23 protein-coding genes are annotated in these 24,012 nt (G+C 71.2%); 18 read left to right on the top strand and 5 right to left on the bottom strand.

What is annotated here, in order from left to right:
- Positions 1-116: 116 nt before the first annotated feature.
- Both EV279_RS15860 and EV279_RS15855 read right to left on the bottom strand, forming a co-directional pair.
- A complete protein-coding gene (locus tag EV279_RS15860) occupies positions 117-1,142 on the bottom strand; it encodes a class I mannose-6-phosphate isomerase (RefSeq protein ID WP_133545752.1) in 1,026 nt (341 codons plus the stop codon).
- A 92-nt stretch (positions 1,143-1,234) separates the two neighbouring features.
- Positions 1,235-2,620 carry an MFS transporter gene (locus EV279_RS15855; RefSeq protein WP_133545933.1) on the bottom strand — a complete coding sequence of 462 codons (1,386 nt, stop codon included), beginning with the start codon at positions 2,618-2,620 and terminating at the stop codon, positions 1,235-1,237.
- Between the two features lie 116 nt (positions 2,621-2,736).
- Between EV279_RS15855 and EV279_RS15850 the strand changes: the two genes are divergently transcribed.
- The 6 genes from EV279_RS15850 (at position 2,737) to EV279_RS15825 (ending at position 9,562) form a co-directional block, all read left to right on the top strand.
- On the top strand, positions 2,737-4,287 hold the full coding sequence (locus tag EV279_RS15850) for a fumarylacetoacetate hydrolase family protein (protein ID WP_133545750.1): 1,551 nt from the start codon (positions 2,737-2,739) through the stop codon (positions 4,285-4,287).
- Positions 4,269-4,964, top strand: a complete 696-nt coding sequence (locus tag EV279_RS15845; protein ID WP_133545748.1) for a GntR family transcriptional regulator — start codon at positions 4,269-4,271, stop codon at positions 4,962-4,964. Before EV279_RS15850 ends, EV279_RS15845 begins: the two co-directional genes overlap by 19 nt.
- 26 nt (positions 4,965-4,990) lie before the next feature.
- The gene (gene hpaE / locus EV279_RS15840; RefSeq protein ID WP_133545746.1) at positions 4,991-6,526 is read left to right on the top strand and encodes a 5-carboxymethyl-2-hydroxymuconate semialdehyde dehydrogenase; all 1,536 of its coding nucleotides are present in this window, start codon (positions 4,991-4,993) and stop codon (positions 6,524-6,526) included.
- Positions 6,527-6,646: 120 nt separating this feature from the next.
- A complete protein-coding gene (hpaD, locus tag EV279_RS15835) occupies positions 6,647-7,807 on the top strand; it encodes a 3,4-dihydroxyphenylacetate 2,3-dioxygenase (protein ID WP_133545744.1) in 1,161 nt (386 codons plus the stop codon).
- A 181-nt stretch (positions 7,808-7,988) separates the two neighbouring features.
- Positions 7,989-8,774 (top strand): fumarylacetoacetate hydrolase family protein, encoded by a 786-nt coding sequence (locus tag EV279_RS15830; RefSeq protein ID WP_133545742.1) that lies wholly within the window; start codon positions 7,989-7,991, stop codon positions 8,772-8,774.
- Entirely contained in the window at positions 8,759-9,562 is an 804-nt protein-coding gene (locus tag EV279_RS15825) for an aldolase/citrate lyase family protein (protein WP_133545740.1), read from the top strand. Before EV279_RS15830 ends, EV279_RS15825 begins: the two co-directional genes overlap by 16 nt.
- A 46-nt stretch (positions 9,563-9,608) precedes the next feature.
- Here EV279_RS15825 and EV279_RS15820 read toward each other — a convergent pair whose 3' ends face one another.
- Positions 9,609-10,622 carry a helix-turn-helix domain-containing protein gene (locus EV279_RS15820; protein ID WP_243728654.1) on the bottom strand — a complete coding sequence of 338 codons (1,014 nt, stop codon included), beginning with the start codon at positions 10,620-10,622 and terminating at the stop codon, positions 9,609-9,611.
- Positions 10,623-10,697: 75 nt separating this feature from the next.
- Here EV279_RS15820 and EV279_RS15815 point away from each other — a divergent pair, with 75 nt between their 5' ends.
- From EV279_RS15815 to EV279_RS15770, 10 genes are all read left to right on the top strand, one after another.
- The gene (locus EV279_RS15815) at positions 10,698-14,549 is read left to right on the top strand and encodes a S8 family serine peptidase (RefSeq protein WP_133545738.1); all 3,852 of its coding nucleotides are present in this window, start codon (positions 10,698-10,700) and stop codon (positions 14,547-14,549) included.
- Between the two features lie 141 nt (positions 14,550-14,690).
- Positions 14,691-15,488: a transglutaminase family protein gene (locus tag EV279_RS15810; RefSeq protein WP_133545736.1), complete on the top strand. Its 798-nt coding sequence runs from the start codon at positions 14,691-14,693 to the stop codon at positions 15,486-15,488.
- A gap of 58 nt (positions 15,489-15,546) precedes the next feature.
- A complete protein-coding gene (locus EV279_RS15805; RefSeq protein WP_133545734.1) occupies positions 15,547-16,101 on the top strand; it encodes a hypothetical protein in 555 nt (184 codons plus the stop codon).
- 126 nt (positions 16,102-16,227) lie between these two features.
- Positions 16,228-16,611, top strand: a complete 384-nt coding sequence (locus EV279_RS15800) for a YciI family protein (RefSeq protein WP_133545732.1) — start codon at positions 16,228-16,230, stop codon at positions 16,609-16,611.
- Positions 16,608-17,651 carry a DUF6596 domain-containing protein gene (locus tag EV279_RS15795; RefSeq protein WP_133545730.1) on the top strand — a complete coding sequence of 348 codons (1,044 nt, stop codon included), beginning with the start codon at positions 16,608-16,610 and terminating at the stop codon, positions 17,649-17,651. Before EV279_RS15800 ends, EV279_RS15795 begins: the two co-directional genes overlap by 4 nt.
- 77 nt (positions 17,652-17,728) lie before the next feature.
- Positions 17,729-18,058, top strand: coding sequence for a DUF3140 domain-containing protein (locus EV279_RS15790; RefSeq protein WP_133545728.1), 330 nt, complete (start codon positions 17,729-17,731; stop codon positions 18,056-18,058).
- A gap of 77 nt (positions 18,059-18,135) precedes the next feature.
- Positions 18,136-18,765: a LysE family translocator gene (locus EV279_RS15785; RefSeq protein ID WP_133545726.1), complete on the top strand. Its 630-nt coding sequence runs from the start codon at positions 18,136-18,138 to the stop codon at positions 18,763-18,765.
- Positions 18,766-18,884: 119 nt separating this feature from the next.
- On the top strand, positions 18,885-19,736 hold the full coding sequence (locus EV279_RS15780; RefSeq protein ID WP_243728653.1) for an ABC transporter substrate-binding protein: 852 nt from the start codon (positions 18,885-18,887) through the stop codon (positions 19,734-19,736).
- Between the two features lie 52 nt (positions 19,737-19,788).
- Positions 19,789-20,664: an amino acid ABC transporter permease gene (locus EV279_RS15775; RefSeq protein ID WP_133545721.1), complete on the top strand. Its 876-nt coding sequence runs from the start codon at positions 19,789-19,791 to the stop codon at positions 20,662-20,664.
- Positions 20,661-21,395: an amino acid ABC transporter ATP-binding protein gene (locus EV279_RS15770; RefSeq protein WP_133545719.1), complete on the top strand. Its 735-nt coding sequence runs from the start codon at positions 20,661-20,663 to the stop codon at positions 21,393-21,395. The genes EV279_RS15775 and EV279_RS15770 overlap by 4 nt, the downstream gene beginning before the upstream one ends.
- Positions 21,396-21,413: 18 nt before the next feature.
- On the opposite strand, the gene EV279_RS15765 is transcribed toward EV279_RS15770, so the two are convergent.
- Positions 21,414-21,641 carry a DUF1232 domain-containing protein gene (locus EV279_RS15765; RefSeq protein ID WP_133545717.1) on the bottom strand — a complete coding sequence of 76 codons (228 nt, stop codon included), beginning with the start codon at positions 21,639-21,641 and terminating at the stop codon, positions 21,414-21,416.
- A 102-nt stretch (positions 21,642-21,743) separates the two neighbouring features.
- Positions 21,744-22,013 carry a hypothetical protein gene (locus EV279_RS15760; RefSeq protein ID WP_133545715.1) on the bottom strand — a complete coding sequence of 90 codons (270 nt, stop codon included), beginning with the start codon at positions 22,011-22,013 and terminating at the stop codon, positions 21,744-21,746.
- Between the two features lie 243 nt (positions 22,014-22,256).
- Between EV279_RS15760 and EV279_RS15755 the strand changes: the two genes are divergently transcribed.
- Together EV279_RS15755 and EV279_RS15750 are read left to right on the top strand one after the other, a co-directional pair.
- The gene (locus EV279_RS15755) at positions 22,257-23,132 is read left to right on the top strand and encodes a hypothetical protein (RefSeq protein ID WP_133545713.1); all 876 of its coding nucleotides are present in this window, start codon (positions 22,257-22,259) and stop codon (positions 23,130-23,132) included.
- Positions 23,133-23,142: 10 nt separating this feature from the next.
- A complete protein-coding gene (locus EV279_RS15750) occupies positions 23,143-23,988 on the top strand; it encodes a MerR family transcriptional regulator (protein ID WP_243728652.1) in 846 nt (281 codons plus the stop codon).
- Positions 23,989-24,012: the final 24 nt, after the last annotated feature.

The following is a 24,012-nucleotide window of genomic DNA, read 5'->3' as shown; positions in this document are numbered from 1 at the left end:
GCGGGTCCGGGTCGGCGCCGTCCGCTCGCGCCACGGCGCCGCCCTACCGCCACACTTTCCTGCGAGCGCTGCATCGATCGATGTAGCGCTCGCAGGAAAGTGTCGCGGTCGTCGGCTCAGCTCGGCGACGGCGGCCGGCAGACGACGCCCCGGAGCGTGCCGGTCAAGACCTGGTCGCCGGCGGCGTGCGGCAGGATCACCGTCGCGCCGGCGCGAAGCGGCAGGTCGGTGGTCGCGACCGCGGGATGCGGCAGGTCGCCGATCGCGGATCGCAGCGTGCCCTCGCCCTCGAGGATGACGAGAACGGCGAACCCGGCGGCGATCTCGGGCCGCTCCTCGGCGGATGCGCGCTCGATCCGGAAGAAGGGGTCGGCCTCGCGGACGAGCGCGCGCGCCGCCGAAGCATCGCGCGAGAGGAGCGCGTCGATCTCGGCATCCGTCCACGCCCGGCGATCGACCGCATCGAGCGCCGCGTCGAAGCCGACGCCGAGGTGGCCGTCGGCGCGGCCGTCGATGTCGAATCCGCGCCAATCGAGAAGGATCGAGAGGTCTTCGGGCTGCTGCACCTCGACGAGGAAGACCCCTTCGCCGATGGCGTGCGGAAGTCCCGCCGGGACGAACACCGTGTCGCCCGGCTCCACCGTCCGTGCATGGAGGAGGTTCAGCAGGCGCTCGGTGTCCTGGGCCTCGACGATCGCCTCCAGCTCGACGCGGGGAACGTCCCGGACGAAGCCCAGATGAACGGTGCCGCCCTCGACGAGGAACCAGGCCTCGGTCTTGCCGTGAGCGCGTCCGAGGCGGCCGAGCGCGAACGCGTCGTCGGGATGCGCGTGCACGGGGAGCCGCTCCCCCGCGTCGAGGAGCTTCACGAGGAGACGCGGGTCGGATCCGAATGCGGCGACATGGGCGGCGCCGAGCCATCCCAGCGGATCGGCGTCGACGAGGTCGCGCAGCCGCTCGCCCGCGATCGTGGTGAGGCCGACGTCCGTCTCGCCGGCGAGGGTCGTCGTCGACGCCACCCAGTCCTCGGGCGTGTTCTCCGTCGCCGCCGCCGATCCGCGCCAGCGCGCGATCCGCGCACCTCCGCGGTAGAAGCGCTCGGCGGGCTGGTTGGCGGGAAGAGCGATCGGCCGGAGGTCCATGACGGCATTGTCCACCCCGTCGCGCCCGCATCGCCGACGGCAGGCGAGAGGGCGGCCCCGGGCATCCGGAGCCGCCCTCTGTGCCGGGCGGGTCAGGCCTGGGAGAGGCCGTAGATCGGACTCCGCGCCTGCTCCGCCTCGTGGTCGGGACCGAGCGGGATTCCGGTGCGGTCGCGCAGCAGCAGCGTCGCGAGCAGTCCGAGCACCGTCATGCCGGCGAGGTACCACGTGACCGACATCGTCGTGCCGGTCGCCTGCACCAGCGCCGTCGCGATGGTCGGGGCGAACGCGCCGCCGAGGATCGCGCCGATCGCGTACGAGATCGACACTCCCGAGAAGCGGATGGATGCCGGGAACAGCTCGGAGTACAGCGCGGCCTGCGGCCCGTAGGTGAAGCCGAGCCCGATCGTGAGGATCGCGAGACCGAGGAACAGCATCCAGATGTTCCCGGTGTTCACCAGCGGGAAGAGCGCGAACACGCCGATGAGCTGCAGGATCCAGCCGATGATGTACGTCGTGCGACGGCCGAGGCGGTCCGACACGACACCGGCGGCGAAGGTCGACAGGAGCCACGTGACGGCGGAGGCTGCGACCGCCCAGAGCACCGGCGTGCGGTCGAGTGCGAGGGGACCCTCCGGGTTCGTCGAGTAGTTCTGGATGTAGCCGCCCGTCGTCATGTAGCCGACCGCGTTGTTGCCGGCGAAGACGAGCGCAGCGATGAGCACGAGCAGCGCGTGCTTGCGGAAGAGCTGGACGATCGGCGTGCGCGCCTTCTCCTTGCGCTCGGCGAGCTCGACGAAGACCGGGCTCTCCTCGACGCGGCGGCGCACGTACCAGCCGACGAGGATCAGCACGACGCTGAGGAGGAACGGCACGCGCCAGCCCCACGCGAGGAAGGCATCGCCCGGGGCGATCATGGCCATGAGCGCCATGACGCCCGAGGCGAGGAGGAGGCCGAGCGGCACGCCGATCTGCGGGGAGGCGCCGAAGGCGCCGCGGCGCTTCTTGGGGGCGTGCTCGACGGCCATGAGGACCGCGCCGCCCCACTCGCCGCCCGCCGAGAGGCCCTGCAGTATCCGCAGCAGCACCAGGAGGATCGGCGCGGCGATGCCGATCGCCTCGTACGTCGGGAGCAGTCCGATGAGAGCCGTCGCGACGCCCATCAGGATGAGCGTCCACATGAGCACGACCTTGCGGCCGTACTTGTCACCGAAGTGCCCGGCGAGGAAGGCACCGAGGGGCCGGAAGAGGAAGCTGATGCCGACGGTCGCGAAGGCGACGAGCACGCTGTTGGCCCCGAGGGGCGCGAAGAAGAGCTGGCCGAACACGAGGCCGACGGCCGTCGCGTAGATGAAGAAGTCGTACCACTCGACGGTGGTTCCGACGACGGTGGCGAAGACGACTCTTCGCCGATCGGCGGGGGTGGCGATCGTGCCCGTGGGCGTGAATCCGCTGGGCGCGGACCTTCGGTCTTGCATGCTCATCTCGGTGACTCCCTCGTCGGTTCGGCGTCTTCGTCCGGGTGGATCGGCGTCTTGCCCGATCGAGACCGATGATATACGATTTCGAATACGACGCAAGAGCGAGGGAGCTCATGACCCATCAGACGGATGCCTCGGACCCCCGGTTCTCGGGCCTTCCCGGCCGCCCCGGCAAGATCATCGCGGTGCACCTCAGCTACGCCTCGCGCGCCGACCAGCGCGGGCGCCGGCCGGCCGACCCGTCGTACTTCTTCAAGCCGGCGAGCTCGGTCGCGGCATCCGGCAGCACCATCGAGCGGCCCGCGGGCACCGAGCTCCTCGCCTTCGAGGGCGAGATCGCGCTCGTCATCGGCGCGACGGCACGGCGGGTGCCGCTGGCCGACGCGTGGCGCCACGTGGGCTGGGTCACGGCCGCGAACGACTTCGGCCTCTACGACCTCCGCGCCAACGACAAGGGCTCCAACGTCCGTTCGAAGGGCGGCGACGGCTTCACGCCGATCGGTCCCTCCCTCATGGACGCGCGCGCCATCGACCCGGGCGATCTCCGACTGCGCACCTGGGTCAACGGCGACCTCGTGCAGGACGACAGCACGGCGGGCCTCATCTTCCCGCTCGCGCAGTTCGTCGCCGACCTGTCGCAGCACTTCACGCTCGAGCCGGGCGACGTCATCCTCACCGGGACGCCGGCGGGATCGTCGGTCGTCGAGCCCGGCGACGTCGTCGAGGTCGAGGTCGACGTCCCGGGCGGCCCCTCCACGGGCCGCCTCGTGACGACTGTCGTGGAAGGAGCGGACGTCGCGTTCGACGCGTCGGTCGGCTCGCTCCCCTCCGTCGACGACGCGCAGCGCGCCGAGGCCTGGGGCTCGCGCGAGGCCGCCGGCCTCTCCCCCGCCCCGTCGCCCGCGACAGGCGATGCGCCCGAGGCAGGCGACGAGGGCGGTGATCGGCCTGTTGCGGGCCGATCGCCTGTTCTGAGCCCCGACCTGCGGGCGAAGCTCGAGCGCACGCCCGTCGCGGGCCTGTCGCAGCAGCTGCGCAAGCGCGGACTGGACAACGTCACGATCGACGGCGTCCACGCCCTCACCCCCGGAGCGAGGATCGTCGGAACGGCCCGGACCCTGCGCTTCGTGCCCAACCGCGAAGACCTCTTCGCCTCGCACGGCGGCGGCTACAACGCTCAGAAGCGCGCCTTCGACTCCGTCGGCCAGGGCGAGGTGCTCGTCATCGAGGCACGCGGCGAGACCGGCTCGGGCACGCTCGGCGACATCCTCGCGATCCGGGCCCACGCGCGCGGCGCGGCCGGGATCGTGACGGACGGAGGGGTTCGGGATGCCGAGGCCGTGGCATCCGTCGGCATCCCCGTCTTCTCCAACGGAGCGCACCCCGCCGTGCTCGGGCGCAAGCACGTCCCGTGGGACGTCGACGTGACGATCGGATGCGGCGGCACGGCCGTGCAGCCGGGCGACATCATCGTCGGCGACGCCGACGGCGTCATCGTCATCCCGCCCGGCCTCGCCGAGGAGGTCGCCGACGCGGCCCTCGCGCAGGAGGAGGAGGATGCCTGGATCGCGACGCAGGTGGCGGCGGGGCATCCGGTCGACGGGCTCTTCCCCATGAATGCCGAGTGGAAGGCGAGGTACGACGCATGGCGCCAGGCGAAGTGACCGGGACGGAGCTCAGCAAGTCGCAGCGCGCCTACCACTGGATCAAGGAGCGCATCGCGAACCAGGAGTTCACGCCGGGATACCGGCTCGTCCTCGGGGCGATCGCGAGCGAGCTCGACATGAGCGTCGTGCCCGTTCGCGAGGCGATCCGTCAGCTCGAAGCCGAGGGGCTCGTGATGTTCGAGCGCAACGTCGGAGCCCGCGTGTCGATGGTCGACGACACGCAGTACCGCTTCAGCATGCAGACCCTCGCGATCCTGGAAGGAGCCGCCACGGCCCTCGCGGCGCGCCGGCTCACGGCCGACGACGTCCGCGCGGCACGCGCCGTCAACGAGCTCATGGTGGAGACCCTCGACCACTTCGACCCCCACGCCTTCACGCGGCTCAACCAGGAGTTCCACGCGGCGCTGTACGCCAAGACCGACAATCCGCGTCTGCTCGACCTCGTCCGCGGCGAGTGGGCGCGTCTCGGGCACCTGCGCGACTCGACGTTCGCGTTCGTCCCCGGCCGTGCCCAGGAGTCGGTGCGCGAGCACGAGAACATCCTGCGGCTCATCGAGAGCGGCGCACCCCTCGGCGAGATCGAGAAGGCCGCCCGCCGACACCGGTCGGCGACCCTCGACGCCTACATGATCCACGAGCACCCCGACGAGGCCCTCGGCCTCGCCGCCTTCTGACCACCCCCGAGAACCGGAGGAAACCCATGACCGACACCGCCACCATCGCCCCGGTCCCCGGGCCCGCCGACGGGCGGCACGTCCCCGCCGACCTGCCCGCCCGCATCCAGCACTACATCGACGGCGAGTTCGTCGACTCCGCCGACGGCGACACCTTCGACGTGCTCGACCCCGTCTCGAACGAGGTCTACCTGCAGGCCGCCGCCGGCAAGAAGGCCGACGTCGATCGCGCCGTCGCGGCCGCGCGGCGCGCGTTCACCGAGGGACCGTGGCCCCGGATGCTGCCGCGCGAGCGCTCCCGGATCCTCCACCGCATCGCCGACATCGTCGAGTCGCGTGACGCGCGCCTCGCCGAGCTGGAGAGCTTCGACTCGGGCCTCCCGATCACGCAGGCGCTCGGCCAGGCCCGCCGCGCCGCCGAGAACTTCCGCTTCTTCGCCGACCTGATCGTCGCCCAGGCCGACGACACCTACAAGGTGCCCGGTCGCCAGATCAACTACGTCAACCGCAAGCCCATCGGCGTCGCAGGCCTCATCACGCCGTGGAACACGCCGTTCATGCTCGAATCCTGGAAGCTCGGGCCCGCCCTGGCCACGGGGAACACCGTCGTGCTCAAGCCCGCCGAGTTCACCCCCCTCTCGGCGTCCCTGTGGGCCGGGATCTTCGAGGAGGCGGGGCTTCCGCGGGGCGTCTTCAACCTCGTGAACGGACTGGGCGAGGATGCCGGCGACGCGCTGGTGAAGCATCCCGATGTGCCCCTCATCTCGTTCACGGGCGAGAGCTCGACCGGTCAGCTGATCTTCGGCAACGCCGCTCCCTTCCTCAAGGGCCTGTCGATGGAGCTCGGCGGCAAGTCGCCCGCGGTCGTCTTCGCCGACGCCGACCTCGACGCCGCCGTCGACGCGACGATCTTCGGCGTCTTCTCCCTCAACGGCGAGCGCTGCACCGCCGGCTCGCGGATCCTCGTGGAGCGGGCGATCTACGACGAGTTCGTCGAGAAGTACGCGGCGCAGGCGAAGCGGGTCAAGGTCGGCTACCCGCACGACCCGAAGACCGAGGTGGGCGCGCTCGTGCACCCCGAGCACTACGACAAGGTCGTCTCGTACATCGAGATCGGCAAGACGGAGGGTCGCCTGGTCGCCGGCGGCGGCCGGCCGGAGGGCTTCGACACCGGCAACTTCGTCGAGCCGACCGTCTTCGCCGACGTGCCCGCCGATGCGCGGATCTTCCAGGAGGAGATCTTCGGCCCCGTCGTGGCGATCACGCCCTTCGACACCGAGGAGGAGGCGCTCGCCCTCGCCAACGGCGTGAAGTACGGCCTCGCCGCCTATATCTGGACGAACGATCTGAAGCGCGCACACAACTTCGCGCAGGCGGTCGAGGCCGGCATGGTGTGGCTCAACTCGAACAACGTCCGCGACCTGCGCACCCCGTTCGGCGGCGTCAAGGCCTCCGGGCTGGGGCACGAGGGCGGCTACCGCTCGATCGACTTCTACACCGACTCGCAGGCGGTGCACATCACGCTCGGCGAGGTGCACAATCCGACCTTCGGCAAGCAATAGCGCGTTCCGTCTCGCCTCCCTCGCTCGACGACCGGGCCATACCGGTCGTTGAGCGAGGAAGCGAAGCGACCGAGACGAAACGCCCCCGACCCACGAATCACGCAGAGCAAGGACGCTGACATGACCTCCGACAAGACCCTCACCTCCTCCGGCTTCTTCGTCTCGCAGGAGGCGCCGATCCTCTCCGGCAACCCGATCCCGACTCCGCAGGCGTCGCCGCCCGACATCCTCCGCTGTGCCTACATGGAGCTCGTCGTCACCGACCTCGCGGCATCCCGGACCTTCTACGTCGACGTGCTCGGGCTGTACGTGACAGAGGAGGACGACGAGGCGATCTACCTCCGCTCGACGGAGGAGTTCATCCACCACAATCTCGTCCTCCGACAGGGGCCGGTCGCCGCCGTCGCCGCCTTCTCGTACCGCGTGCGCACGCCGGAGGACCTCGACAGGGCGGTCGCCTTCTACGAGGAGCTGGGATGCCGCATCGAGCGCCGCCCCGAAGGCTTCACGAAGGGCATCGGCGACTCGGTGCGCGTCACCGACCCGCTCGGCTTCCCGTACGAGTTCTTCTTCCAGACCGAGCACGTCGAGCGCCTCTCGTGGCGCTACGACCTGCACACGCCGGGCGAGCTCGTGCGCCTCGACCACTTCAACCAGGTCACGCCCGACGTGCCGCGCGCGGTCAACTTCATGCAGTCGCTCGGCTTCCGCGTCACCGAGGACATCCAGGACGAGGAGGGCACGGTCTACGCCGCCTGGATGCGCCGCAAGCCCACGGTCCACGACACGGCGATGACCGGCGGCGACGGCCCGCGCATGCACCACGTCGCCTTCGCGACGCACGAGAAGCACAACATCCTCGCGATCTGCGACAAGCTCGGCGCCCTCCGCCGCTCGGACGCGATCGAGCGCGGTCCCGGCCGGCATGGTGTGAGCAACGCGTTCTACCTCTACCTGCGCGACCCCGACGGGCACCGGGTCGAGATCTACACGCAGGACTACTACACCGGCGACCCCGACAACCCCGTCGTCACGTGGGACGTCCACGACAACCAGCGCCGCGACTGGTGGGGCAACCCCGTCGTCCCGTCGTGGTACACCGAGGCATCCCTCGTCCTCGACCTCGACGGCAACCCGCAGCCCGTCGTCGCCCGCACCGACACGTCGGAGATGGCGGTCACGATCGGCGCGGACGGCTTCTCGTACACGCGCCCCGGCGATGGGGCCGACGAGCTGCCCAGCTGGAAGCAGGGCGAGTACAAGCTGGGCGCTCAGCTCTAGCCGGTCGGGCGTTTCGTCTCGCTTCGCTCGCTCAACGACCGGTGGCGATCGCCGGTCGTCGAGCGGAGGCGCGAAGCGCCGAAGACGAAACGCCCCGGCCCCGTGGCTCGGTCGTCGAGCGGAGGCGCGAAGCGCCGCAGACGAAACGCCCGGAGCCGACGAACAACAGAAGGAGGAACGGATGCTGTCACCCGAGCAGATCGCCGCGATCGCCGACGAGCTCGCCGAGGCGGACCGCACGCACGGTGTCATCCCCCGGATCACCGCCCGGTACCCCGACGCGACGGTGGAGGACTCGTACGCGATCCAGGGCGTCTGGCGCGACAAGAACCTCGCCGGGGGGCGCACGCTCGTCGGCCGCAAGATCGGCCTCACGAGCAAGGCGATGCAGCAGGCGACGGGCATCACCGAGCCCGACTACGGCGTGATGTTCGACGACACGGTGTACCGCTCTGGCGCCGACATCCCCGTCGACCACTTCTCCAACGTCCGGATCGAGGTCGAGCTCGCCTTCGTCCTGAACACCCCGCTCGAGGGACCGGGCTGCACGCTCGACGACGCTCTCGGCGCGATCGACTACGCGGTCCCCGCGCTCGAGGTGCTGAACTCGCACATCGAGCTCGAGGGCCGCACGATCGTCGACACGATCAGCGACAACGCCGCCTACGGCGCGATGGTGCTCGGCACCGTGCACAAGCGTCCCGACGAGATCGACCTCCGGTGGGTGCCCGCCCTGCTCTACAGGAACGGCGAGATCGAGGAGACCGGGGTGGCCGCCGGCGTGCTCGACCACCCCGCGACGGGCGTCGCGTGGCTCGCGAACAAGTTCGCCCAGCACGGCGCGCGTCTCGAGGCGGGCGAGATCATCCTGGCAGGGTCGTTCACACGCCCGATGTGGGTGTCGCGCGGCGACAGCGTGCGCTGCGACTACGGACCGATGGGAGTCATCGAATGCCGCTTCGTCTGACGCCGACCTTCCGTGCGGCGCTGGCATCAGCATCCCGTCCCCTCGCGGGGATGTGGGTGTGCTCGGGCAGCCCGCTCGTCGCCGAGATCTGCGCGGGCGCCGGGCTGGACTGGGTGCTCATCGACATGGAGCACGCCCCCAACGGCCTCGAGTCGGTCGTTTCACAGCTGCACGCCGTTTCCGCCTACCCCGTGACGGCCGTCGTCCGCGTGCCGATCGGCGATGTCGTCACGATCAAGCAGGTGCTCGACCTCGGCGCGCAGAACCTCCTCGTGCCGATGGTGTCGTCGGCGGAGGAGGCCCGCGCCGTCGTCCGGGCGGTGCGATACCCCCCGCGCGGCATGCGCGGCGTCGGGTCGGCCCTCGCCCGCAGCGGTCGGTGGAATCGTGTCGACGGGTATCTCCAGGATGCCGACGCCCACGTCTCGCTCTTCGTGCAGGTCGAGACCGCGGCCGGCGTCGAGGCGGCGGCGGAGATCGCCGCCGTCGACGGCGTCGACGGCGTCTTCGTCGGGCCGAGCGACCTGGCCGCGTCGATGGGCGTTCTCGGCGAGCAGACGCACCCCGACGTGATGGCGGCGGTCCGCCGCACGTTCGACGCGGTGAAGGGGGCGGGGAAGCCGGTCGGCGTCAACGCCTTCGATCCCGCAGTGGCCGACGGGTATGTCCGCGACGGCGTGGACTTCATCCTCGTCGGCGCGGATGTCGCGCTCCTCGCGCGAGGTTCGGAGGCTCTCGCCGCGCGGTTCATCCCCGGCGGCGCCGACGCCGCCCGCGCCTCCTACTGACCCACCCTCCCGCGGCGGCGGACGCGGGCGCGCGGCGGCGGGCGGCTCAGACCCAGCCGCGCCGCACGGCCTCGGCTCCGAGCTGGATGCGCGTGGCCACCCCCGCCCGCTCCATGAGCTCGGCGACGCGGCGCTGGACGGTGCGCACCGAGATCCCCAGCTGGGTCGCGGCCGCGGCATCCGTCAATCCCAGCAGGAGCAGGTTGAGCAGGTCGCCGTCGACCGGGTCGTCGGCCCGGTCCTGGATCGTGCCGCGGGAGGCGATGAGGGTCGGCGCCTGCTTCCACGCCTCCTCGAACATCGCCATCACGAGATCGAGCAGCCCGCTCGGATGCACGAGCAGCCCGCCGGCGACGCGCCGCTCGCCGCGGGAGTACATGGGGATGAGCGCGAGCGACGAGTCGGCGATGAACAGACGCGTCGGCAGGCTCGGCAGCACCCGCACCTCCTCGCCGAGCGGCTCGAGTTCGCGCACGGCGTCGACGAACCCGGGCCGGTCCAGCACCCCCGCCTCGGCGACGACGCGATAGCGCACGCCGCGCGCGAGGGCGAGGTCCTCCTCGACGTTGTCGGCCCCTGACATGATCGCGACGTCCTCGAGCACGAACACACGCACCTGCTGCTCGGCCGACGCCTGGAGCTGGCCGAGGCGCTGGACCACGGCGTCGGGGCCGAAGACGACCTCGACGACGTCCGGCGCCGCGCGCTGCGCCGCGCCTTCGCGGTAGAGGTCGCTGAGGTGCACGAGCGCCTCGTGGCCCGCCGCAAGCTGCCGCTCGCGCTCGCGCAGGATCGGGCGCATCGCGACGGCGGGAGGGGATGCCACGACCCGGTCCGGCGACGAGGCGAGACGCGCGATGAGTCCCAGCTCCTCGAGGTCGTCGACGACCCGTCGCGCAGCACGGACGGACAGCGACGACTCCGCGGCGATCTGTGCGAGATCGGCCGAGGGCAGCACGAGCAGCAGGCGATAGACGGCGGAGTGGTCCTCGCTCAGTCCGATGGCCTCGAGCATGGGCACCCCCTCGCTGTGCGACGATCTCTGGCGGATGGACGTCATGGCGCTTCTCCGCCATCACTCTAGGCCGCTCGTCGGCGACAGTGGAGAGGACGCTTCTTCGAGAGGTCCCTCCCCATGCATGAACTCCCTCCGTTCACCCTGCGCCGCGCACGCGCCGTCACGGCAGCCGTCGGCTGCGTCGCGATCGCCCTCGCCGGCCTCGGACTCGCCGCCCCCGCGAACGCCGCCCCTGCAAACGGCGCCCCGCCGAGCGAAGCGGCGACGACGACCCCGCCCACCCGCGCCGACGAGCACACCGTCACGCTGATCACCGGCGATCGCGTGCACGTGACGACGCTTCCCGGGGGCGAGCGGGTCGTGGATGTCGAGACCGCCGTCCCGGGTGCGGGCTACCGTACGCTGACGGTCGACGACGAGCTCCTCGTCCTCCCCGACGGCGTCGAGGAGTATCTCGCGGCGGGTCTGGTCGACCGGGATCTCTTCAACGTCAGCCGGCTCATCGAGTACGGCTACGACGACGCCCGCGTCGACGCGACGCCGGTCATCCTCGAGCTCGCCACCGGCCCGAGCACGTTCGCCGCGGAAGAGCCCGTCCCCGGCATCGAGGTCGGGATCCCGCTCGAGAGCATCGGCGGTGCGGCGGCTCAGGCAGCGCACGACGACGCCGCCGCGACCTGGTCGGCGCTCACGCACGCCGACGGCCCGACCCCCTTCGGAGCCGGACCGGCCCTCGGCGGCGGGATCGAGGCGATCCACCTGGACGGCAAGGTCGAGGCGACACTCGACTCGAGCGTGCCATGGACGGGCGCCCCCGAGGCGTGGGCGCAGGGGTTCACGGGCGACGGCGTCACCGTCGCCGTGCTGGACACCGGCTACGACGACACGCACCCCGACCTCGCGGGCCGGGTGCTGCCCGACTCCGCGAGCTTCGTCCCGGGCGAGGAGGTCGCCTGGGACCCCAACGGCCACGGCACCCACGTGGCATCGACGATCGCCGGCACGGGCGCGGCCGGTGGCGGCGCGCAGCGCGGCGTCGCAGACGGCGCCGACCTCCTCGTCGGCAAGATCCTCGACGCGACGGGCGAGGGACAGGACTCCTGGGTCATCGCGGGGATGGAGTGGGCCGCCGAGCGCGCCCCGATCGTGTCGATGAGCATCGGCTCGATGAGCCCGTCCGACGGCGCAGACGTCATGGACGAGGCCCTCAACCGCATCGCCGAGCAGACCGGCGCGCTCTTCGTCGTCGCCGCCGGGAACTTCGGCGCCCCCGAGACCATCGGCTCGCCGGGCGCCGCCCGTGAGGCTTTCACGGTCGCTTCGGTCGACGATCCCAGCGGCTCCCTGTCGTGGTTCTCGAGTCAGGGTCCGCTGACGCGCTCGGGCGTCCTGAAGCCCGACATCGCGGGACCGGGGAACGACGTGACAGCCGCGCGTTCGGCGGATTCGGCCGGCGAGGGCCCCTACATCGCGATGAGCGGCACGTCGATGGCGACCCCGCACGTCTCCGGCGCTGCCGCGATCGTCAAGCAGCAGCATCCCGACTACACGGCAGCGCAGCTGCGCGCGGTGCTGGCGAGCTCCGCGAAGGACCTCGGCCTCACGTCGTATCAGGCCGGCGCCGGCGGACTGGACGTCGCCGCGGCCGTCGACGCCACTGTGGTGGCCGCGGGATCGGGCGACTTCGGCCTGCTCTCGTGGGGTGAGGATGCCTCGCCCATCGAGCGGACGATCGAGTACACCAACCGCGGCGCCGCCGAGGTCACCGTCGATCTCGCACCGACGCTGCAGGACTCGACGCCCGGCGGCGGCGGTGGAGACTCCGCCGGCGCGCTGACGCTCGAGACGACGACGCTGACGATCCCCGCCGGCGAGACCCGGTCGGTCACCGTGACGGCCGATCCCTCCGCGGTCGCCCCCGGAACGCAGCACACCGGTGCGCTCGTCGCATCGATCGGCGGCGCAGCCGTCGCCCGCACCGCTCTGGGCCTCCTCGTCGAGAGCGAGCGCTACGACCTGACGCTGACGGCGACGGGCTTCCACGGCGAGCCGGTCGACACGATCGCCGTCGTCTACAACGCCGACACGGGCGACTACGACTTCGTCTGGGTGTCGGGCGAGCGCACCGTGCGACTGCCCAAGGGGCGCTGGTCGGTCTCGACCTACGCCGAGATCGCGCGCGAGGCCGACACGATGACGAGCGTCTTCCTCGGCGACCCCGACGTCATGCTCGACAGCGATCAGACCGTCGCGCTGGATGCGCGGACCGCCGAGCAGGTGTCGGTGGACGTCGGAAAGACCGGCCTGGAGCAGCTGGTCCGTCGGATGGACTCGTCGGTGATCGGCTTCGAGAACGGGATGCTGGTCGCCACGTGGGTCGACGAGCTGTGGGCGCAGCCGCAGGAGGCGTCGGACGCCGTCGCCTTCGACTTCACGACGCGCTGGCGGCTCGTGCACGACCGGCTGACGGTCACGGTCGGGAAGCACAGGCTCGACGTCATCCCGCAGGCCGGCGCCACCCCGTTCGAGGGCGACCTCAAGGCGACGGTCGTGGACGCGGGGATCGGCACGCCGGAGGCGCTCGCCGCGGCCGGCGTGGCGGGCAGGATCGCGTTCGCGACGCTCTCGCCTGAGCTCACCCCGACGCAGCAGACGGCGAACGCGGCCGCCGCCGGCGCCGTCATGCTCCTCCTCGCGAACGACGCCGACTCCGAGTTCAGCACGTGGGTCGGGGCCGAGGACTTCACGAGCCTCGCGCCCATCCCCGTCGCCGGGATCAGCGGCGTGCAGGGAGGCGTGATCCGGCAGGAGATCGCCCGCCACCCGGCGAAGGCGACCGTGCACGGCGAGCCCTACTCGTCGGAGGTGTGGGACCTCGCGCGCTATGCCACGGACGCCGTGCCCCAGGACCTCCGCTACCGGCCCGGCGACCTCGCCCGCGTCGACACGACCTTCTACGGGCACAAGGGCGACCTCGTCGGCGAGCTGCGCTGGGACCGCAAGCCCACCGGCTCGTACGGGTTCGGTCTGCCGGTCACGACGCAGCGGGGTATGGAGCGCACCGACTGGATCGACCCCTCCCTCGACTGGTACCAGCAGGCTTTCACGGTGCACGGCGGCTGGGAGGTCCGCGACGTCCCGCGCAGCTACGAACCGGGCCAGCACACCGAGACGTCGTACTTCGGGCCGATCGTCCGTCCGTTCGTCGGTGAGGGCTTCTGGGCGCCGGCTCGCGTCTCGGCGGGGCTGTCGATCAACATCCCCGCGTGGGGCGACGGAGGCGACATCCGGCACACGGGGACGATGGATGTCTTCAGCCCGGAGCCGACAGCATCCATCTCCACCGACCTCTACCTGGACGGTCAGCTCGTCAAGACCTCGCCGTTCCCCGACACCAACTACTGGGAGACGCCGGACGGCACCAGCGACGTGCGCGTCGTCACGACCGCGACGCACGACGGCAGCGTTCTGCCGTCCTCGACGAAGACGGTCAGCGACTGGACCTTCCGGACGACCGGAACCGCCGACGACTGGTCCAACCGGTTCCTTCCGATGCTGCAGGCCTGGTACGACGTCGACCTCGACGCGACGGGGCTCGCCGGCGCCGGACGCAAGAAGGGGGCGGGCGTTCCCCTCGCGCTCGAGGTGGGACACGTCGCGGGTGCAGAGGACAGCGCCCCCGTCACCACGACGAAGCTCGAGGTGCGGGTCGCGGGCGGTCAGTGGGCGACCGTCCCGCTCGAGCTCGAGTCGCGCGACACCTCCGGTCCCGGCGAGGCGCCCGACGGCATCTTCGCCGAGGGGCGCGCCTACGTGGCCGCCTACTCCGCGCAGCTGACGGCTCCCGACGCCGGCGGGTGGCTCGACCTCCGGGTCACGACGGCCGACGAGGCCGGCAACACGCTGACGCAGGAGATCGAGCGCGCCCTCGAGATCGCGCCGGCGAAGGGCGCCAAGCCGCGCCGCTGACCCCGGCCGGCCCGCGTTGCCCGGCGATCACCTCCCCCCGGGATCGCCGGGCATCCGTCCCGAGAGGCCGACCGGAGCGGGGCGCCGGCGGACACTGTCAAGTGTCCGCCGGCGCCCCTTCTTCATGACATCGTGGACAGCATGAAGAGGGATGTCTCCGCCCGCATCGTCCTGAGCATCACCCAACCCGCCGACCTCGTCTTCGCCATCGCGGTCGCGCGTCAGTACCAGCCGAGCGAGGAGCGGTTCGCCGCATCCGTCGACGGCAGCCCCGTCGACGTGCACGAGCTCTCCGACGCGCACGGAACGCGATTGCACCGCCTCAGTGCGGGCACGGGAGAGCTCGTCGTCGAGTACTCCGCCTCGGTCGAAGGTCAGGCGCAGACCGATGCCGCGAGCGAGACCGACCTCCTGGTCTACTCCCGCCCCAGCCGGTACGCCGAGTCGGACTCGCTCGCCCCGACCGCCGCAGCAGAGTTCGGCGGCATCACCGGGGCGGCCGAACTGCTCGCGTCGGTCTCGTCGTGGGTCGGGACGCAGCTCGCGTACGTCTCGGGGTCGTCGCTGCCCACCGACGGCGCGGTCCGCACGCTCCTCGCGCGTCAGGGCGTCTGCCGCGACTACTCCCACCTGAGCGTCGCGCTTCTGCGGTCGCTCGGCATCCCCGCCCGCCTCGCGGCGGTGTACGCACCGGGGCTCGCCCCGATGGACTTCCACGCCGTGGCCGAGGCGTGGGTCGACGGCCGCTGGTGCGTCGTCGATGCGACCACTCTCGCCCCGCGCCAGACGCTCGTGCGCATCGCGACGGGGAGGGACGCCGCCGACACGGCGTTCCTCAACGTCATGTCGGGTCGGGCCGACGTCGTCGACATCACCGTCACGGCCATCGCCGACGTGCTGCCGGGCGACGATCTGAACGAGCTCGTGTCGATCGCCTGACCCTCTCGGCGCGCGGGGGCGGTGGCCCCGCCGCCGTCCGGCATGGGAGCCTGGACGTATGAAGAAGTGGATCGTCCGATTCGCGACGCTTTACGTGTTCAACCTCGCCGTGCTGCTCGTCATCGACCTGCTCGTGGCCGGGGTCTCGGTCGGGTGGGGCGTGCTGTGGGCGGCCGTCATCCTGACCGCCGCGGTGCTGTGGGTGAAGCCGCTCATCGCCCGGTGGTTCACCGGCATGGCCGCCAGATCGGCCTCGCAGCGGACGAAGGCGGGAGAGTGGCTCGTGCGAGCGGGGATCGTCTTCCTCGTCGAGCTTCTCGTCTGGATCCTCGTCGTCATGCTGTCGGGGGTCCAGGTGCGGCATCTCGTGCTCGGCTACCTCCTGCCGCCCCTCTTCCTCCTGATCGCGTGGTCGATCTACGCGGCGATCGACGACCGGCTCGAGGCGCGCGCCGGCGACCTCTACGATCGGGCGTCCGTCGGCATCGGCGGCCGGAGGACGGATGCCGCAACCCCCGTCGCTCCCCCGCCGGCCGCGCCGCGCGCCGGCCGCGAGGAGCTGCAGGACGGGCTCACCGCCGAGCAGCGCCGCATGCTCGACGAGCTCGGCTGACCTCGGCACCGTTCCCGAACCCACACCTCGGCCGGTCCCCGACCTCGTCGAACGGTGGGCCTGTCGATCCGGTCGCCCCTCGATCGTCATCACGGTGTCGCAACAGAATCCGGAAGGAATGACACCATGCGCTACACCCTGCTGCTGCACTACCCCGAGATGAGCGCCGCCGACCTCGGCCCCGAGGCGCTCGCCGAGGGCATGCGCGAGTTCGACGAGTACGCCAAGGCGCTCGATGCGGCCGGCGTGCTGCAGTCCGCCGAAGTCCTCCAGCCGTCCGAGCTGACGACCACGGTGACGGCGGCCGACGGCACCCTCCGCGTGCAGGACGGCCCCTACGCCGACACGAAGGAGCAGCTCGGCGGCACGTTCGTCATCGAGGTCGACGACCTGGATGCCGCGATCGGCTGGGCCGGCAGGGCGCCCTCCGTCGGGTGGGGCGCGGTCGAGATCCGTCCCGTCGGCACGCGCTTCGTCGACGGCGCCTGGACGGCGTTCGACTACCGATGACCGACGCCGTGCGGGCGCGGGCGGTCGCCGAGCGCGCCGCCCGCGACTCGTACGGCCGCCTGCTCGCCCTCGTCGCCGCATCGACCCACGACATCGCCCTCGCCGAGGACGCCCTCGCCGAGTCGTTCGAACGGGCGCTGTCGACGTGGCCGGGCAGCGGCATCCCGGATAATCCCGAAGGGTGGCTGCTCACCGTGGCCCGCAACCGGCTCCGTGACCACTTCCGCTCCGCGGCGCAGCGCACGAGCGTCCCGCTGGACGAGGCGCTCGCCGCGAGCCTGTCGGAGGAGACGGATGCCGAGGCGCTCCTCGCCCGCCTGGAGGCCATCCCCGACAAGCGCCTCGAACTGCTCTTCGCCTGCGCGCATCCCGCGATCGACCCCGCGATCCGCCCGCCCCTGATGCTGCAGACGGTGCTCGGCTTCGACGCGGCCCAGGTCGGCCGCGTCTTCGCGGTCGAGCCGGCGGCGATGGCGCAGCGCCTGGTGCGGGCGAAGCGGAAGATCCGCCGGGCCGGGATCCCGTTCGCCGTGCCGACGCGCGCCGAGATGCCTTCGCGACTTCCCGCCGTGCTCGAGGCGATCTACGGCGCCTACGCCATCGACTGGCTCGATCAGGCGGAGGCCCCGCGCGACTCCGCGGCCGACGAGGCGCGGTGGCTCGCGGTGCTGGTCGCGAGCCTCCTCCCCGACGAGCCGGAAGCCTGGGGGCTGGCCGCTCTCCTGACGTTCGCGCAGTCGCGGGCCCCGGCCCGGGTCGTGACTCCGTGGCCGCCGCTCGACCGACAGGATCCGCGCACTTGGGATGCCGACCTCATCGTGGAGGGCCGCCGGCTGCTCGGTCGCGCGTCGGCGCTGGGCCGTCCTCTCGGACGGTTCCAGCTCGAAGCGGCGATCCAGGCGGTTCACTGCGATCGGGCCCGGACCGGCGTGCTCGACCTCGACGCGCTCGTGACGCTCTACCGCGGCCTCGTCGCGATCGCGCCGACCGACGGCGCCCGCGCCGCCCTCGCCGCGGCCGAGGCACGGCGCGACGGCTGACGCCGAGGCATCCTCCTGCCGTTTCGCATCGGCGCAAGCCCCTCCCGGCGACCGCGCCGATCCCGCAGGCTGAGACGATGAGCGACGACGACAAGCAGATCGCAGACGACTTCGACCGCTCGGTCAACATGACGGCGAGCGAGCTGGAGAAGTGGCTCGACACCGACGAGTCGAAATCGGTCGGGCAGAAGGACGGGGGCGGCGAGTCGGTCGGGCACGGATCCGGTCGACGAATCGTGAAGCTGCTTCGCACGAAGAAGGCCGACCTCTCCGATGCGGATTACGACCATATGAAGAAGGTGAACGGCTACATCGCGCGGCACTCGGCGCAGCGGCCCGACGGCGACGTGTCCGACACGCCGTGGCGGTACTCCCTGATGAACTGGGGCCACGATCCGCTGAAGTGAGCGCGGGCCGCCGAGTCCGTCTCGCGAGCCGCCCCGTCAGGATCGCTACACTGGCGCACAGTCCGGAGGGAGCCCCAGTGAACGTCACGACCGTCCTCGCCTTCGCGGTCGCCGCGGCCGTCGCGATCGCCATTCCCGGCCCGACCGTGCTGCTCGCCCTCGCCAACGGATCCCGCTACGGCGTGCTGCGCGCCACGTCCGGGATGCTGGGCGCCGTCGCCTCCGACATCGTGCTCGTCGTCGCGGTCGGCGTGGGCCTCGGAGCCCTCCTCCTCGCGAGCGAGACCGCCTTCACGGTCGTGAAGTGGCTGGGTGTCGCCTACCTCGCATTCCTGGGCGTCAGGATGCTGTTCGCTCGCGGCGCGCTCCTGCACGGCGACCCCGCCGCCGACCCGAGAGGGCGCCCGAGCGCGCTGTTCACGAAGAGCTTCCTGGTCGCGGTGACCAACCCGAAGGGGTACCTCTTCGTCGGCGCGCTCCTGCCGCAGTTCATCGTCGCGGGGGCCCCGCAGCTCCCGCAGTACCTCGTGATCGGCACCGTGTTCTGCGCGCTCGACTTCGCCATCATGTTCGCGTACGCGCTCCTCGGCTCGCAGGCGATCCGCCTGCTCAAGAAGCGCGGAGCCGTGTGGATCGAACGGGTCTGCGGAGGCGTGCTGCTCGCGCTGGCCGCGTGGCTGGCCTCGGCTCGTCGCGCGACGGCGTAGACCGCGGCACGCCGCTCCCCCGTAACAATCCGACGCGCAGGGGCGCGGCATCCATCCCCTCGGAGAGGATGGGGGCACGCCGTCAGCACGGCGTCCCACCCGACCCCTGGAGGCTTCCCGTGTCGCGTTCCTTCCTCCGCTCCGCCCTCGTCGTCTCGACGGTCGTCGCCGCTCTCGCCCTCGCCGGGTGCGCCTCGGGCTCCGGCTCGTCGGACGAGACCGCCGGTGCGGACGAGGGCTGGGTCACGCCCGGCAAGCTGACGATCGCGACCGGCGAGCCGGCGTACTACCCGTGGGTTCTCGACGACGCGCCCGAGAGCGGCGAGGGCTTCGAGGCCGCCGTCGCCTACGCCGTCGCCGAGCAGCTCGGCTTCGCCGAGGACGACGTGGTATGGGTGCGCACGGGCTTCGAAGAGGCCATCGCACCCGGACCCAAGGACTTCGACTTCAACCTGCAGCAGTTCTCCATCACCGACGAGCGCAGGCAGTCCGTCGACTTCAGCTCGCCGTACTACGAGACGACGCAGGTCGTCGTCACGACGGGGTCGTCGCCTGCGGCCGACGCGAGCTCGATCGCCGATCTGAAAGACCTCCTCATCGGAGCGCAGACCGGCACGACGAGCTTCACGACGATCGAGTCCGTCATCGAGCCCACGCAGGGCGCGCAGGCGTTCAACACGAACGAGGACGCGAAGCTCGCGCTCGAGAACGGCCAGGTCGACGCGATCGTCGTCGACCTCCCGACGGCGTTCTACATCGCGGGCGCCGAACTCAGCGACGGCGTCATCGTCGGCCAGCTGCCGAACCCCGAAGGTGTCAGCGGCGATCAGTTCGGTCTTCTCCTCGCGAAGGACTCGTCCCTGACGGAGCAGGTCTCGGCCGCCGTGGACGCCCTCCGCGAAGACGGCACGCTCGATGAGCTCGCGACAGAGTGGCTCGGGGGCGACGACACCGCCCCGCTCCTCGAGTGACGGCGGGAAGACGACGCACGCGCGGCGCCCGGCCGACCGTTAGCCTGGCGCGATGACCGTGGCACCGCCCACCGCAGCCGCCGCCCGCGGCGTGAGCGACATCGAGCTCGAACGTCGCGCCTACCGAAAACGGCAGGGCACGAAGTCCGTCGTGATCAGCCTCGTCTCAACCCTCGTGCTCGCCGTCATCGTGTGGGTGACGCTGCTCAACACACCCGGGTGGGACGCCGTCCGGCAGATGTTCTTCAACGGCGAGATCATGCTCGCCTCGCTGCCCCGCATCTGGCAGGGCTTCCTCCTCAACCTCCAGGTGCTCGCGGTCTCCGCGGTGCTGGTGCTGATCTTCGGCATGCTGCTCGCGACTCTGCGCACCCTTCGCGGGCCGGTGTGGCTGCCGCTGCGCGCCCTCGCCGCCGGGTACACGGATCTCTTCCGCGGGCTGCCGCTGATCATCGTCCTGTACCTCGTGGGCTTCGGCATCCCGGGTCTCGACCTCATCCCCGTGCGCCTGCCGTTCGCTTTCTGGGGCACCGTCGCGCTGACCCTCACCTATTCGGCGTACGTGTCGGAGGTCTTCCGCGCCGGCATCGAGGCGGTGCATCCGTCGCAGCGTCAGGCCGCGCGCTCGCTCGGGCTCAGCCACGCCAAGACCATGCGCCTCATCGTCGTGCCGCAGGCGATCCGCAAGGTCACGCCCGCACTCATGAACGACTTCGTGGCTCTTCAGAAGGACGTCGGCCTCATCTCGGTGCTGGGAGCGGTGGATGCTGTCCGCGCCGCCCAGATCGAGACCGCCAAGTACTTCAACTTCACGCCGTACGTCGTCGCCGGCATCCTGTTCGTGCTCCTCGCCATCCCGACCATCCGCCTCACCGACTGGTACACCGCCCGCGTCCGAGCCCGCGAGCAGATCGGCGGGATCGTGTGAGCGAGGTGCTGCGTCTCGCCGACGTGTGGAAGGCGTTCGACGAGCACGAGGTGCTGCGCGGGATCGATCTCGCCGTGGCGGAGGGCGAGGTCATCGCGCTCATCGGCGCCAGCGGCTCGGGCAAGTCGACCCTCCTCCGCACGGTCAACCTCCTCGAGCCGATCGACGACGGGCGCATCCTGCTGCGCGGCGACGACATCAGCGACCCGCGGGTCGACCCCGACGCCGTCCGTGCCCGCATCGGAGTCGTGTTCCAGCAGTACAACCTCTTCCCGCACCTCACCGTGCTCGGCAACATCACCCTCGCGCTCCGGCACGTGCACCGCCTCTCACGTCGCCAGGCGGATGCGGCGGCCCTGGAGCTCCTCGGGCGCGTCGGTCTCGCCGACAAGGCCGCCTCCCACCCCGACAGGCTCTCGGGCGGTCAGCAGCAGCGGGTCGCGATCGCCCGCGCCATCGCGACGTCGCCGGATCTGCTGCTCCTCGACGAGATCACGTCCGCCCTCGACCCCGAGCTCGTCGGCGAGGTGCTCGATCTCGTCAGGTCGCTCGCCGACGACGGCATGACGATCGTGATGGCGACGCACGAGATGGCGTTCGCACGGGATGTCGCCGATCGCGTCGTCTTCCTCGATGCGGGGCGCATCCTCGAGCAGGGACCGCCCGCCGAGCTGTTCGGCGCTCCCCGCGAGGAGCGGACACGGGCGTTCCTCGCCCGATTCACGGCCTGAGGGCTGGGGCGGGCGCGGTCACGCCCGGACGGCGGCCTGCCAGCGACGGTGCTCGCGCACCGCGAGAACGGCGAGGATCCCCCAGACGCCGATGTCGTCGGTCAGTCCGAGGGGTCCGAGGACCACCTCGGGAATGAGATCGATCGGGGCGAACGTGTAGACGACGGCTGCGATCGCAGCGATCCACGTCGTCGGCGCGACGTGGTGCTCGCGGTGCGTGACCGCCTTGAGGAATTTCCACCACATGCGTCCAGTGTGCGTGCCGGCTGCGGCAGGCGGGCCGTCGATACCGAGCCGTGACCAACCGCTCGGTCCACTCTCAGGGTCCGGCGCGCCGGTGAGCCCGAGTCAGCAGTCAGACCACTCGATGACATCGTCGCGCGGCGCGGCGAAGACTTCGGGGACGGCTTCGTCCTCGATCAGCGTCCGCTCGACGAAGACCGGAACGCCCGGGCTGATGAGCACGGCGACCGATGACGTGGGGCGGTAGGTGGGGAGGTCGACGATGCCGCCGCCCGCGTGGACGGCCTCCTTCAACTCCGTGAGAACGGCATTCTCGTCGGCGTCCTTCGGCAGGCGATGGACATACTCTCCGATGATCAGATCGATGGCGTGCACCTGGTCCTCCTCTCCGAAATGCAGGACCCGTTTGCTCCGGCGCCTCCGACGCTACGCCGGGGCGGGTTACGGCCAGGCCACGGGCGGACCTCGCCCGATCCACAGTTCGGAAAGCGAGCGGCCACGTCGCCTCCGATCCGGGTCCGCCGCGTCGCCGACCGGCCGCTCAGAGCTCCGCGGGACCAAGTGCCCTGGTCATGTGCGCGCACGGCAGCAGGCTCGAAGGGAACGAAGGAGCCGCCGATGCTCGAGAAGTCTGTTCCGGACGCCCTCACCACGCCGTCCGGCCCGCCCGAGAGTCGTCGTCGGACGCTGGTCGTCGTGGCGGCGTTCGCCGTCGGAGGGCTGGTCGCGTTCGCGAGCCTCCTGGGGCTGTTCGCACCGTGGCCGTATCGGCAGGAGACGGCGGACTGGGTGCTGCAGGGCCGAGGACAGGACCTCGGCAACCTGCTCGCCGTCGCGGTGCTCATCGTCGGCGCGCTTCGGATGCGCTCCGGTTCGGCTGCGGCGCGGCAGGTCGTCGTCGGGAGCCTCCTCTACTTCCTGTACGCCTACATCGTCTACGCCTTCGCGCTCCACTTCGGGCGCCTGTTCCTCGTCTACGTCGCCGTGCTGGGACTCACCGTCTACACCCTCATCGTCGTGCTGGTGGGAGAGCGCGGCCGCCCGGTCCTCCCGTCCGGCGTCGCCAGGACCTTCGCCGCGTGGGTGCTGATCTGCACCGGGGCCGCCTTCGCGCTGCTGTGGCTGAGCGAGGTGCTTCCGGCGACGATCACCGGAGAGGCGCCGCCGAACCTGCAGGTCGCCGGGCTGATCGTCAACCCGATCCACGTGATCGACCTGTCCGTCGTGCTGCCGGGCATGATCCTCGTCGGCGTGCTCGCTCTGCGGGGCAGCGAGATCGGCTCGTTCTGGCTCCTGCCGATCCTGGTCTTCTCCGTCCTGATGGGAACCAGCATCGTGGCCACGATGGTGCTCACGCTGCTGTCCGGGAACACGGCCGCGATCGCGCCCCTGATCCTGGTGACCGCCGTGGTGGGGGTCAGTCTGGGCGCGGCGATCGGCTGCGTCCGGGGATCGCGCGCCGGCGCTGTCGACCCGACGAAGACGAGGCATTGACCCTCACACTGTGTCATCGTCGAGCGTGGTCTCCACCATGTACACCATCGGAGAGTTCGCGGCACTCGGGCGCGTGAGCGTGCGGATGCTGCGGCACTACGACGCGATCGGACTCCTCGTGCCGGCCGACGTCGACGCGCGCACGGGATACCGCCGCTATGCGCCGCAGCAGCTCGCGCCGTTGCTGCGGATCGCGCAGCTGCGCGACCTCGGGTGCGGGCTCGACGACGCCGCAGAAGTGCTCCGATCGGCCGACGAGAGGGATGCGCTCAGGCGCGTCCTGGAGCGTCGCCGCGCGGATCTGCTCGCGTCGCTCGCCGTGGAGTCCGCCCGCCTCGCCCGGGTCGACGAACAGCTCCGAGACCTCGAAGAAGGAGAGCACAAGATGACCACTGTCACCTACCGCCGGCTCGAGCCCGTCACGGTCTACGCCGCGTCGGGCGTCGCACCGGGCGGGGAGAACATCCCGGCGACGATCGACAGCATCCTCCCGCCGCTCCAGGCCGCGCTCGAGGCGTCGGGAGTCGACTATCGCGAGCCGGGGATCTTCTGGTACGACGCGATCGAGGGCACCGAAGACCTGCGCGTCTGGGTGTCGTGGATCGCGGGCGGCGACCCGGTGCCCGGCGACGGCTGGGAGGTCGTCGCGCTGCCGGGAGTGGAACGAGCAGCCGTCAGCGAGTACCGGGGCGAGATGGCCGGGATCGGGGAGGCCTGGCACCGGTTCATGCAGGACGTCGTCGGCGACGGAGCCACGTTCGCCGGGCCATGCCGGGAGGTGTACCTGCAGGCCGACGGTCCCCAGTCCACCTGGGTCACCGAGCTGCAGCAGCCGGTCGCCTCCGGCTCTCGCTGATCGTCTGAGCCCCGGGGCGGGGGG

The organism is Microbacterium sp. BK668 (assembly GCF_004362195.1).
Taxonomy (GTDB): domain Bacteria; phylum Actinomycetota; class Actinomycetes; order Actinomycetales; family Microbacteriaceae; genus Microbacterium.
The sequence above is the reverse complement of the archived record's forward strand: the minus strand, read 5'-3'. Positions and strand labels throughout refer to the sequence as shown.

Coding starts and splice junctions, on each gene's coding strand:
- EV279_RS15790 (WP_133545728.1), top strand. CDS start 17,729: ATGAGCGACGACGACAAGCAGATCGCAGACGACTTCGACCGCTCGGTC.
- EV279_RS15850 (WP_133545750.1), top strand. CDS start 2,737: ATGACCCATCAGACGGATGCCTCGGACCCCCGGTTCTCGGGCCTTCCC.
- EV279_RS15805 (WP_133545734.1), top strand. CDS start 15,547: ATGAAGAAGTGGATCGTCCGATTCGCGACGCTTTACGTGTTCAACCTC.
- EV279_RS15855 (WP_133545933.1), bottom strand. CDS start 2,620: ATGCAAGACCGAAGGTCCGCGCCCAGCGGATTCACGCCCACGGGCACG.
- EV279_RS15860 (WP_133545752.1), bottom strand. CDS start 1,142: ATGGACCTCCGGCCGATCGCTCTTCCCGCCAACCAGCCCGCCGAGCGC.
- EV279_RS15810 (WP_133545736.1), top strand. CDS start 14,691: ATGAAGAGGGATGTCTCCGCCCGCATCGTCCTGAGCATCACCCAACCC.
- EV279_RS15825 (WP_133545740.1), top strand. CDS start 8,759: ATGCCGCTTCGTCTGACGCCGACCTTCCGTGCGGCGCTGGCATCAGCA.
- EV279_RS15775 (WP_133545721.1), top strand. CDS start 19,789: ATGACCGTGGCACCGCCCACCGCAGCCGCCGCCCGCGGCGTGAGCGAC.
- EV279_RS15815 (WP_133545738.1), top strand. CDS start 10,698: ATGCATGAACTCCCTCCGTTCACCCTGCGCCGCGCACGCGCCGTCACG.
- EV279_RS15755 (WP_133545713.1), top strand. CDS start 22,257: ATGCTCGAGAAGTCTGTTCCGGACGCCCTCACCACGCCGTCCGGCCCG.
- EV279_RS15845 (WP_133545748.1), top strand. CDS start 4,269: ATGGCGCCAGGCGAAGTGACCGGGACGGAGCTCAGCAAGTCGCAGCGC.
- EV279_RS15830 (WP_133545742.1), top strand. CDS start 7,989: ATGCTGTCACCCGAGCAGATCGCCGCGATCGCCGACGAGCTCGCCGAG.
- hpaD (WP_133545744.1), top strand. CDS start 6,647: ATGACCTCCGACAAGACCCTCACCTCCTCCGGCTTCTTCGTCTCGCAG.
- EV279_RS15795 (WP_133545730.1), top strand. CDS start 16,608: ATGACCGACGCCGTGCGGGCGCGGGCGGTCGCCGAGCGCGCCGCCCGC.
- hpaE (WP_133545746.1), top strand. CDS start 4,991: ATGACCGACACCGCCACCATCGCCCCGGTCCCCGGGCCCGCCGACGGG.
- EV279_RS15820 (WP_243728654.1), bottom strand. CDS start 10,622: ATGACGTCCATCCGCCAGAGATCGTCGCACAGCGAGGGGGTGCCCATG.
- EV279_RS15800 (WP_133545732.1), top strand. CDS start 16,228: ATGCGCTACACCCTGCTGCTGCACTACCCCGAGATGAGCGCCGCCGAC.
- EV279_RS15765 (WP_133545717.1), bottom strand. CDS start 21,641: ATGTGGTGGAAATTCCTCAAGGCGGTCACGCACCGCGAGCACCACGTC.